This window comes from Haliea sp., assembly GCF_040222615.1.
Taxonomy (GTDB): Bacteria; Pseudomonadota; Gammaproteobacteria; order Pseudomonadales; family Halieaceae; genus Haliea.
The window spans coordinates 21,386-32,208 of sequence record NZ_JAVKCQ010000239.1 but is presented as its reverse complement, the minus strand read 5'-3'; the positions used below and the strand labels follow the sequence as shown (position 1 = coordinate 32,208).

Below are 10,823 nucleotides of genomic sequence, written 5' to 3'. Positions count from 1 at the left end.
TGATGCAACACCGGATCCTGAGGCAGAACGCCCGCTCACCCATGCGCTGCCGGTGGATGTGGCGCTCGGCAAGACCGACTACCTCGAGATTGTCTCTTTCGCCAACCACGAGAATACTGCCGACGTCTGGTACCGATTCCTCAATCTGGGTTTTCCTCTGGCTGCGGGCGCCGGCACCGATGCCATGACCAACTACGCCTCTTTGCGGGGGCCCATCGGCCTCAACCGCATATTTCTGCAAGGGGTGGAGCCCGACCAGCCAGAGACACTCAAGGACGCGATAAGGCATGGTCGGGGTTTCGTCACCAATGGCCCATTGCTGGGGTTGCTGGTTAATGGTCAGGGCCCAGGCTCGAGATTGACGGTGACTGCCGGCGAATCAGTAAACGTTGATTTCGCGCTGCGCTCAACCGTTCCGGTCACGCAGTTGGAGCTTGTTTACAACGGAGATGTGGTGGCAAAACTGGAAGTCGGCGATGACGGACTCACGGCGGAGAGGTTGTTGGAGGTGCCGGTAAACAGCAGCGGCTGGATGCTTTTGCGAGCGGTCAACCAAACGGCCCATGCCGCGGTGCAGGACATCTACACCTACGCCACGACCAATCCGGTGTGGATAGATGTCCCCGGCGCGCCCATGCGTGCACCAGAGGATGCAGCGTATTTCATCGCCTGGCTGGATCGCATTGCTGAGCATGCTTCGGCTCGCGAAGATTACAACCACGACTGGGAGCGCGAGGAAATTCTTGATGATATCCGCCGCGCACGTCTCATCTACGAGGAGCTTCGAGAGCAATGAACCTGCGTGAAGAAATGTTGGCGCTGGTCTGCCTCTTCCTGTGCTGTTCGCCGCTGGTACAGAGCGCCGAGCCGCGGCCCCTGACCATCGATGATATCCACGCAGTGGTCGATGTCTCGCAACCGGCTTTGTCTCCAGACGGCAGTCAGGTGGCTTACGTTGTGTCGGTGCACAATCTGGAGAAGGATGCGATCGTCAGTGACGTGTGGCAGGTTCCCTGGGCCGGAGGGGAGCCGCGGCAGCTCACCAAACCGGACAGCATCAGTGCGTCTACGCCGAAATTTAGTCCCGATGGTCGATATCTGGCTTATCTCGAAGCGGCCGGAGACGAAGATTACAGCCAGGTATTTGTATTGAACCGAAATGGCGGAGAAGTCCGTCAGGTAACCGACGTGGCCGGTGGCGTAATTGAGTACGATTGGGCGCCGGATGCCTCGCATCTGGTGGTGTCTTCCTTTGTCGGAGCCGCGCAACCCAATGCGGCAGGCACTGCGCCACCGCTGGTAATCGATCGCTTCCAGTTTCTTGAGGATGGCGTTGGCTATCTGGCGGGAGCGCGCCGGCATCTGTCGATTGTGGACCTCTCTACCGGTAGCACGCGTCAGCTCACCAGCGGCAAGCAGGACCATTGGCTCCCCAGCTGGTCTCCCGATGGGCAACATATTGCTTACGTGTCAAAAGCGAGGGAGGATTCTGATCGCAACATGGACTCCGATGTCTTTGTCATTCTCGCCAGCGGGGAGGGCGAGCCTCGTCGAATAAGCGACTTTGATGGCACGGACGTCGATCCCTACTGGATGTCACCACCCGTGTGGTCCCCGGACGGCAAACAGCTCGGCTGGCTCCAGAGTGGCCTCAGCAAATGGATCTACTATGCGCCCTGGCAGCTGACAGTCGCGGATCTGGATACTGCTACCAACCGCCCGCTGGCACGCATTGACCGCAATTTCTTTTTGCCCAAGTGGTCGGCGGATGGCCGTTTTCTCTTTGCGCTGCAGGAGGATCCATTGTCCACCTGGCTGGTGAAGATAAACAGCATCGATGGCAGTGTTACCCGGCTCAGTACCGGGAAGCGTTTTGCGCTGGACTTTGCCATCGCTGTAGAAAATGACCGGCTGGTGTTGTTGGATAGCACTGATAACAGGCCCTTCGAGCTATTTGCGGTGGAAGGGGAAAACCTGCGCCCCCTGACCAATCACAATGCGTGGTTGGACGAGGTTGAACTTGCTGTAACCCGGACGTTCAGCTTCGAGAACGATGGTCATGAGCTTGACGGGTTTCTGGTACTGCCCCCTGATGCTGAGCCCGGTGTCCCCTTGCCGGCGATTTTTCGCTTGCACGGTGGCCCGGTATACCAGTTCAGTCATGAATTCATGGTCGACTGGCAGCTTTACGCCACCGCGGGCTTCGCTGTGGTCGGAATCAATCCGAGAGGTTCCTCCGGCAAGGGCTTTGAATTTGCCTCTGCCATCTACGCGGACTGGGGCAATACCGATGTCAGCGACATCCTCGCCGGGGTAGATTTTCTGGAAGGGCAGGGCATCATCGACGCTTCGCGCCTGGGCGTTGGAGGCTGGAGCTACGGCGGTATTCTGACCAATTCAATGATTGCTGCCGATAACAGGTTTCGGGCAGCGGTGAGTGGTGCGGGTGTTTCCAATATATACGGTGCCTATGGTCTCGACCAGTATTCCCGCGAGTACGAGCTGGAGCTGGGCGTCCCCTGGTCCAACCGTGAAAGTTACGATCGCGCCAGCTACCCTTTCCTGAATGCGGACCGGATCACCACGCCTACGCTGTACCAATGTGCCGAGAACGATCTCAACGTGCCCTGCAGCGGCAGCCTGCAGATGTACCAGGCTCTGCGATCACTGGAGGTGCCGACGCAGCTGGTTATTTACCCAGATCAAAACCACTCACTACAGGTCCCCAGCTACCTGCGCGACCGCATGCAGCGCAATCTGGAATGGTACCAGCGCTGGTTGCTAGAGGCACCCGCGCCATGACCCGTAACCTGGGCCTGCTTGCAGTGATCGCAACCCTGATGGGTTACGTGATAGGCGCCAGTATTTTTATTTTACCGGGATCACTGGCGGGCAGCGCAGGCCCGGCGGTGATTGTATCCTATCTGTTGGCCGCGATTATTGCCGCCTTCTCCTGTGTTGCGGCGGCGCAACTCGGGGTGGTTTTTCCCCGGGTGGGGGCAGGGTACGTGGCTATCTCGCGGTTGCTGAACCCGTTTGCGGGCTTCATCGGAATCTGGCTGATGCTGGCCGTGTTCGTCCTCGCCATCGTCCTGATTGCACTGGGCTTTGCCGAATATGTCGTTGCCCTTGTGCCGGGCGTCAATCCATTGCTGGTGGCTGTGATGTCGATCGCGCTGTTCACGGTGTTGAACCTGGGTGGTGCTGTATTGATGGTGCGGGTACAGGGGCTGCTGGTGCTCGGATTCATGCTTGCATTGGTGTTGGTGATAGGGTTCGGCCTGGGTGAGGCCGAACCCGCCAACCTGAAGCCCTTCGCCCCTGCTGGTTGGTATCCGGTGATATTTGCTGCGGTTCCTGCATTTTTCTCCTACGGGGGCTTCATGGGGGTCATGGAGCTCGCCGGTGAAATCCGCGATCCGGCGCGCACTATTCCGCGTGCGCTGGCCCTCAGCTTTTTCCTGGTCGTGGTAACTTACGTCGCCCTCTCGCTGACGCTGGTCGGTATGATGCCCTGGCAGACACTCGGCGCCACGGCGGCGCCGGTCCGTGTGGTGGCACTGGAGCTGTTCGGAAACATTGGCGGGCTGCTGGTAACGCTGGCTATCCTCGGCGCTGCAGCAACCTCTATCAACGCTCTCTTGCTCGTGGCGTCCCGCGATATTTATGCCATGGCCGCTGATGGCTGCCTGCCGCGATGGCTGGCAGCAAAGGGCGATACGTCACGCAGCGTCCTGCTCGCCGGACTGCTGTCCCTGCTGTGCGTCGCGTTGGGAGAAACCGTTATCGGATATGCCGTGTGGGTGTCCGCTTTCACCCTGATCTTCCAGGTCTTGGTGGGGCTTGCCTTGCTTCGCCTTGCGTCAGGTTCGCGGGATTTCGACGTTGCACCGATGCGTCTTGGGCCTAGAAGTATTCTTTTTACCGGCTGGGGTCTGATACTGGTGTCGGGTTTCTTTCTCGCATTTGTGTTGCAGGATTCCCTGACGCGCACGACTGGCGCTCTGGTGTATCTGGCGCTCGGCTGCGTGGTGTTCTGGCGCCGATCGCGATCTGGCGCGGCAGCGATGGAGGTGACGGATGCCCACTCCAATTAGCACCGGCTCCCGCCCTGACACTCAACAGTCCCTGCAGCGGTTGCATCCGGTGTTGCGCAAGGCAATGGACGCTTTGCTGGATGGGCGCATCGGCGAGACCGAGCGGCTGTGTCGCCAGTTTCTGCAAAGGTACCCTGCGGACGTCACGGCAATCCGTCTGCTGGCCGATGTGGCAATCAAGTTGGGACGCTGGGCGGACGCCGAGAATTTGCTGGTCAGGTGTCTGGAACTGGCACCTGACTTTCACCTGGCTCGTTACAACTATGCTTTTGTCCTCAGCCGTCAGACACACTACGAGCAGGCCCTGATCGAGCTTGAAGCTTTGTTGCAGGACGAGGACAACCCCAGCTACCGAACTCTGCAGGCTGCGACCCTGGTGCGTCTGGGGCATTTTGAACAGGCAATTGCAATCTACGAGCGCCTGTTGGCGGATGCGCCAAGGCAGCCGAAGGTCTACCTGAGCTACGGCCACGCCCTTAAAACGGTGGGCAGGCAAGACGAGAGCATCGCCGCCTACCGGACTGCGATTCGGCTGGCGCCGGAGCTGGGAGAGGCATACTGGTCGCTGGCAAACCTGAAGACTGTGAGTCTCACAGATGACGAGCTGGAGGCCATGCGCTCAGCTCTCGGTAAACCCGGATTGCAAGCGGAGGATGCGGCACAGCTCAGTTTCGCACTTGCCAAGGCTCTCGAAGATCGTGGCCAATACGATCAGGCATTCACCCACTACGCCGAGGGTAACGAAGTGCGGCGTCGCCAGTCGACCTATAGCGCTGCCGCACAACACGAAAAAATCCAGCGTACCATCCGCTGTCAGGATGCCCCATTTTTCGCTCAGCGTGCCGGATCCGGTTGCCGCGCCCGGGACCCGATCTTTATCGTCGGGTTGCCGAGGGCCGGATCGACCCTGCTGGAGCAGATCCTTGCCAGCCACAGCCTTGTCGAAGGCACCCAGGAGTTGCCCGACATCATCGCCATGGCCCGTCGTTTGGGAGGGAAGCCGCAACCCGGTGAGCGTTCGCGCTACCCGGAAATTCTGGAGGATCTCAGTCCCGGCGAGTTACGTGAGCTCGGTGAAGAGTACCTGCATCGTACCAGGCGCTACCGCGGTACCGCCCCGATTTTTATCGACAAGATGCCTAACAACTTCGAACACATCGGGCTTATTCACTTGATGTTGCCGGACGCAAAGATCATCGACGCACGCCGTCACCCCCTCGCTTGCTGTTTTAGCGGCTTCAAGCAGTATTTCGCCCGGGGTCAACGATTCAGCTATAGCCTGAGTGACATCGGTCATTACTACCGCGATTACGTTGCCCTGATGGACCACTACGACAAAGTGCTTCCGGGTCGGGTGCACCGGGTTCAGTACGAGGAATTGGTGGTCGACTTCGAAAGCCAGGTACGCAAGCTGCTCAACTATTGCGGTCTGGAGTTCGAGGTCGGCTGTCTATCTTTCCATGAAAATCAGCGCGCTGTGCGCACCGCAAGCAGTGAACAGGTACGCCAGCCTGTATTCACTGACGCTGTAGAACACTGGCGTCACTTTCTACCGCACCTGGGTCCGCTGGTTGCAGCGTTGGGCCCGGAGGTCATGGCGCGGTACCCAATAGAATCACCTGACTTGAGAGGATGACTATGAAGAAGCAGACTCGCAGAGTGCCTACCGGCATCATGAAGCGAAATACGATACAGGCGGCCCTTTCTGCACTGGTGGCGTCTGCCGCCCTGCAGACTCCGGCCTGGGGCCAGAGCGCCATGCTGGAAGAGGTCATAGTAACAGCCACCAAGCGCGCTGGAAACTTGCAGGATGTGCCACTCGCAGTGCAGGCGCTCACCAGCAAATCTATTCAGGACCTGAATATCAAGGGTTTCGATGACTACATCAATTTTCTGCCCACGGTATCCTACGTGTCCTATGCGCCCGGTCTTGCGCAGGTTTACATGCGCGGCATTTCCTCCGGCGGTGACGGTGTACATTCCGGGTCCCAGCCGAGCGTAGCCGTATACCTCGATGAGCAACCCATCACAACGATCAACAATGTGCTCGACATACACATTTACGATATCGCCCGGATCGAAACGCTAGCGGGTCCTCAGGGGACGCTCTACGGATCGAGCAGCCAGGCCGGGACAATGCGCATTATCACCAATCAGCCTGATCCAACGGAATTTTCCGCCGGTTACGATCTGACCGGTAGCCAGATAGACGGCGGCGAATCCGGTTATACCCTGGAGGGGTTCGTCAACCAACCTCTGTCGGACTCCGCGGCTCTGCGCCTTGTCATGTGGCACGACAAGGAGGGTGGCTATATTGACAATGTTTATGGCGAACGTAACTACGCAGCCTCGGGAATCAGTATCGATAACCGCGCTTACGTGGAAGATGACTTCAATGATGTCAAAACCCAGGGGCTGCGTGCAGCGTTGAAAATAGATCTCAACGAGAACTGGACTGTGACCCCTGCTGTTGCCTACCAGAAACAGGAATCCGAGGGAGTGTGGGCCCACCGTCCTGACGATCTCGGTGATCGAAAATACCGCTCATTTGGCGACGAATTCGCCAATGATGAGTGGGTGCAGGGGACGTTGACGTTGAACGGCCGGATCGGCAATCTGGATGTTGTCTACGCTGGTGCGCTGCTGGATCGCGACAACGAGTCAGAAACAGATTATAGCTGGTATGCGGAGTATTTTGAGGATCTTTACGCGGACTACGGCTATTACTGTCTCTACTATGATGAACTCGGCGATTGCGCTGACCCCACCCAGAGTATAACCGGCGATGAAAACTTCAAGCGCCAGAGTCATGAAATTCGTATTGCTTCCGACAGTGACGGCCGACTGCGCTGGATTGCGGGCGCTTTCTATCAGAAGCATGAGCACGATTTCGACTTGCGCTGGGTAGCGCCCGATGTTCCAACCGGTGAAGAATACTCACCTATACCCGGCGAACCCCTTGTGTGGGTCACGAAACAGCTGCGTACTGACAAGGACCAGGCCTTGTTTGGTGAAGTTTCCTATGACCTTACTGCTGCATTGTCTGTGACTGCCGGTGTGCGCTTCTACGAGCTGGAGAATTCCCTGAAGGGCTATTACGGCAATACAGGTTCGACGTACTGTTCGGCTTACCCGTGTATCGACAATCCGAATCTGGACAAAAAAATCAAGGAGGACGGTGAGACCTGGAAGCTTAACGCGTCCTATGAACTCAGCGACGACGCGCTGATGTATGCCACTTACTCCAAAGGATTTCGCCCGGGTGGCGTGAACCGGGCGCTAAGTGGCGTCATCGCGCCAGCCTACGACCAGGACTATGTTTACAACTATGAGGTAGGCTGGAAGTCCTCCTGGTTGAATAATCGCCTGCGTTTCAACGGTGCGGTGTATTTGCTTGAGTGGGAGGACTTCCAGTACTCGTTCCTGGATTTCGCGATTTCGCCACTGACCTTGATTACCAATGTCGGTCAGGCCCGCACTCGCGGTATGGAGTTCGATACCAGCTTTGCCGCGACCCAGGACCTCACCCTGACTCTTTCTGGCAGCTACAACAATGCCGAACTGGATGAAGATTATTTTCAGGGTGAGGAAGATCGCGCAGCTGGCATTGTAACTGCCCCGCGCGGGACCGCCATGCCTTTTGTACCCGAGCTGAAGTTGACTGCCACCGGCCGGTACACCATGGATATTGCGGGCTTCCCCGCGTATGTCCAGACGGCATGGTCCTACACCGATGCCACCTGGAATTCGCTCGATGTGGGTAGCAGGATTAGGCAGCCGTCCTACAATCTGGTCAATATCGCATTCGGTGTCGAGAAGGACTCCTGGACTCTGGAGTTGTTCGCCGACAATATTTTCGATGAACGCGCTGTTATCCTTGCCAGCCAGGATAATTTCGTGGACCTGCCGATTTTCACCAACCGTCCTGCCCGGTATGGAATCCGCTTTGGCCAGCGATTCTAGATCGGTTGTTGCAACTTCGAGGACAGGATTGCCGGGGATTATCCTGACAGTCCTGTTGCTCGTGCTGCCGGCCGCAGAGAGTAACGCCGGAAACACGGTAGTAGTGCGTGCCGGTAGCCTGCTGGATATCGTCAACGAGCGGTTGCTGTCGGATCAGATGATCACTATCCGAAGTGGGCGGGTGCAAACGGTGGGTCCCTGGTCTGCTGTTGCAGTGCCAAGTGGAGCAACAGTGCACGACTGGTCGGCGTGGACAGTGCTGCCCGGGCTGATGGATATGCATACCCACCTGGCGGACTCTGCCCAGAGTGCGAACGTGCTTGCGCCGCTGGAAACGACTGCTGCGGAGAGTGTACTGCAGGGCGTAGCTCACGCGGAGAAAACGCTGCGGGCCGGCTTTACAACGGTGCGGGATGTGGGCGTTTGGCGTGCGTTCAATGACGTCGCCCTGCGCGATGCTATTGACGCCGGAATCGTCCCGGGGCCGCGCATGCTGGTGGCGGGCGCGTATATAACTGTGCCTGGTGGTGCTGGCGACATCACCGGGCAAGCGTTCGATGTCACCGTACCAGCAGATTTACGCTTTGGCGTTGTTCGCTCACCTGCCGAGGTTCGGGAGCGCGTACGCACCCTGATTCAGCGCGGAGCAACTTTCATCAAGACCCTGGCGACCGGGGCAGTACTGACGACAGGCACTCATGTCGGTGCTCAGGAACTCAGTGAGGAGGAACTGCGGGTTGCAGTGGAGGAGGCAGCCCGATACGGTGTTTATGTCACCGCCCATGCCCATGGGGCCGAGGGTATCAAGGCTGCTGTGCGAGCGGGAGTGCGCTCCATTGAGCACGGCTCCCTGCTTGATGATGAGGGTATCGAACTGATGCGCGAGCGTGGTACCTGGCTGGTAGCAGACATCTATAATGCGGAATATATCGATCGCGCAGGCACATTGGAGGGGTGGCCGGCGGAAACTCTTGCCAAGAACGATGCCACAGCGGCAATCCAGCGGGAAAACTTCCGCAAGGCTCACCAAGCCGGTGTCAGGATGGCCTATGGAACAGATAGTGGGGTCTACCCCCATGGCGACAACGCCCTGCAGTTCGCCTGGATGGTCCGTTTTGGTATGACGCCGCTGGAAGCGATCCGGGCGGCAACTCTGTCTGCCGCGGAAATGCTCGGCCGGGATGAGCAGCTGGGTTCCATCGCCCCCGGCAAATGGGCCGATCTGATCGCCGTGGCAGGGAATCCACTCGAAGATATAACCGCCCTGGAAACCGTGGTCGGGGTCATGAAGGGCGGCTTGATCCACCTTGATCCGTCACTTAACTGATAGCGAGGAAAGCACAGAGATGACAGCAATTACGCGGTGGCTGGGAATGATTTTGGTGGGACTGGTGGCAACAGCGGCCGCTGCTCAGGAGGCGCAGCTGGAGCAAGAGGCGGTTCCGTTCCATCGTATGGCATTCGAGATTTTGCGTGACACTATCCCGATGCGTACCGTGGCAGGTGCAGGCGAGGTGCCCAGGTTCGCGAGCTTTCTGGAACAGCGCTTGCTTGATGGCGGCTTCGCTCGGGAAGACGTGATGGTCATTCCCCACGCAGATACTGCCGCCCTCGTTGTGCGCTACCGCGGCGATCAACGCTCTGGCAAAAAACCGATTCTTCTCTCGGCGCATCTGGATGTTGTGGATGCTTATCCAGAGGACTGGGAGCGCGATCCGTTTACCCTTATTGAGGAGAACGGCTTCTACTTCGGCCGTGGTGTGGCAGACAACAAGTTCGATGTCGCGGTGCTAACTGCCACATTTTTACGTTTGAAATCTGAAGGCTTCGTCCCTTCAAGGGATCTCCTGATTGCCTTTACCGGCGACGAGGAAACCGAGATGGCCACGGCGCAATTACTGACGGGCCAATATCGCGAGTTGATTGATGCGGAATTCGCCTTTGTGGTTGATGGGGGTGGTGGCCAGCTTGACGAAAACGGCAATCCATTTTCCTTTGTTGTCACCACTGCGGAAAAGACCTACGCCACGTTCACCGTGACGGCGCGCAATCCCGGTGGTCACAGCTCGTTGCCGCGCAGAGACAACGCGATCTACGATCTTGCGCATGCTCTGCGAAAGTTGCAGTCCCATGAATTTCCCGTGCGGGCAACGGAGCTGACACGTTCGTTCTTTACCCGCAGCGCGCCTCTGGTCGGTGGCGAGCTCGGTGCCGCGATGCGGGCATTTGCCGACGACCCCGACGACCCTGCTGCGGTAGCGCTGCTACGGGATCATCCTGAGTACGCGGGTACCACCGGCACGACCTGTGTGGCGACAATGCTCAGCGCGGGTCATGCAGAGAACGCGCTGCCACAGTCAGCGACCGCGACAATTAATTGCAGAATTTTTCCCGGTATCGGTATTGAGGAAACGCTCGAGGAACTAAAGGCGGTAGTTGCGGACGATGGGCTTTCGTGGTCCATTCTGGACAACCCGATAGCCAGCGACCCTTCGCCGCTGCGCGAGGATCTGTTCGCCGCGATCGAGCGAGCTGTTCATATAGACTACCCAGGTGTCCCCATTGTGCCCACAATGGCTTCCGGAGCGTCTGATGCCCTGCATTTTCGTGCCGCCGGGATACCCAGTTACACGTTTACAGGTATTTTCCTCAAACCGGAAGATGAATTTGCTCACGGTCTCAACGAGCGCGTTACTGTATTCAGCCTGCCAAACTCGCTGACCCTTTGGCACGCCCTGTTGACAGACCTTGCCGGGGACTGAG

General features: G+C 58.1%; 7 protein-coding genes. All 7 read left to right on the top strand.

What is annotated here, in order from left to right:
• Nucleotides 1-796, top strand: a 796-nt coding sequence (locus RJQ10_RS18900) for a CehA/McbA family metallohydrolase (protein WP_350149023.1), incomplete at its 5' end; no start/stop codon positions are given.
• The gene (locus RJQ10_RS18895; protein WP_350149021.1) at nt 793-2,802 is read left to right on the top strand and encodes a S9 family peptidase; all 2,010 of its coding nucleotides are present in this window, start codon (nt 793-795) and stop codon (nt 2,800-2,802) included. The genes RJQ10_RS18900 and RJQ10_RS18895, both read left to right, overlap by 4 nt.
• Nucleotides 2,799-4,097, top strand: a complete 1,299-nt coding sequence (locus tag RJQ10_RS18890) for an APC family permease (RefSeq protein WP_350149019.1) — start codon at nt 2,799-2,801, stop codon at nt 4,095-4,097. The genes RJQ10_RS18895 and RJQ10_RS18890 overlap by 4 nt, the downstream gene beginning before the upstream one ends.
• On the top strand, nt 4,081-5,733 hold the full coding sequence (locus tag RJQ10_RS18885) for a tetratricopeptide repeat-containing sulfotransferase family protein (protein WP_350149017.1): 1,653 nt from the start codon (nt 4,081-4,083) through the stop codon (nt 5,731-5,733). The genes RJQ10_RS18890 and RJQ10_RS18885 overlap by 17 nt, the downstream gene beginning before the upstream one ends.
• Nucleotides 5,734-5,735: 2 nt before the next feature.
• Nucleotides 5,736-8,060 (top strand): TonB-dependent receptor, encoded by a 2,325-nt coding sequence (locus tag RJQ10_RS18880; RefSeq protein ID WP_350149015.1) that lies wholly within the window; start codon nt 5,736-5,738, stop codon nt 8,058-8,060.
• Between the two features lie 28 nt (nt 8,061-8,088).
• The gene (locus RJQ10_RS18875; protein WP_350149013.1) at nt 8,089-9,387 is read left to right on the top strand and encodes a Xaa-Pro dipeptidase; all 1,299 of its coding nucleotides are present in this window, start codon (nt 8,089-8,091) and stop codon (nt 9,385-9,387) included.
• Nucleotides 9,388-9,406: 19 nt separating this feature from the next.
• Nucleotides 9,407-10,822 carry a M20/M25/M40 family metallo-hydrolase gene (locus RJQ10_RS18870; RefSeq protein ID WP_350149011.1) on the top strand — a complete coding sequence of 472 codons (1,416 nt, stop codon included), beginning with the start codon at nt 9,407-9,409 and terminating at the stop codon, nt 10,820-10,822.
• The last annotated feature ends 1 nt before the right edge of the window (nt 10,823 follow it).

What these genes read in the sequence shown, in the direction of transcription:
- RJQ10_RS18895 (WP_350149021.1), top strand. Translation starts at nt 793, where the DNA reads ATGAACCTGCGTGAAGAAATGTTGGCGCTGGTCTGCCTCTTCCTGTGC.
- RJQ10_RS18890 (WP_350149019.1), top strand. Translation starts at nt 2,799, where the DNA reads ATGACCCGTAACCTGGGCCTGCTTGCAGTGATCGCAACCCTGATGGGT.
- RJQ10_RS18885 (WP_350149017.1), top strand. Translation starts at nt 4,081, where the DNA reads ATGCCCACTCCAATTAGCACCGGCTCCCGCCCTGACACTCAACAGTCC.
- RJQ10_RS18880 (WP_350149015.1), top strand. Translation starts at nt 5,736, where the DNA reads ATGAAGAAGCAGACTCGCAGAGTGCCTACCGGCATCATGAAGCGAAAT.
- RJQ10_RS18870 (WP_350149011.1), top strand. Translation starts at nt 9,407, where the DNA reads ATGACAGCAATTACGCGGTGGCTGGGAATGATTTTGGTGGGACTGGTG.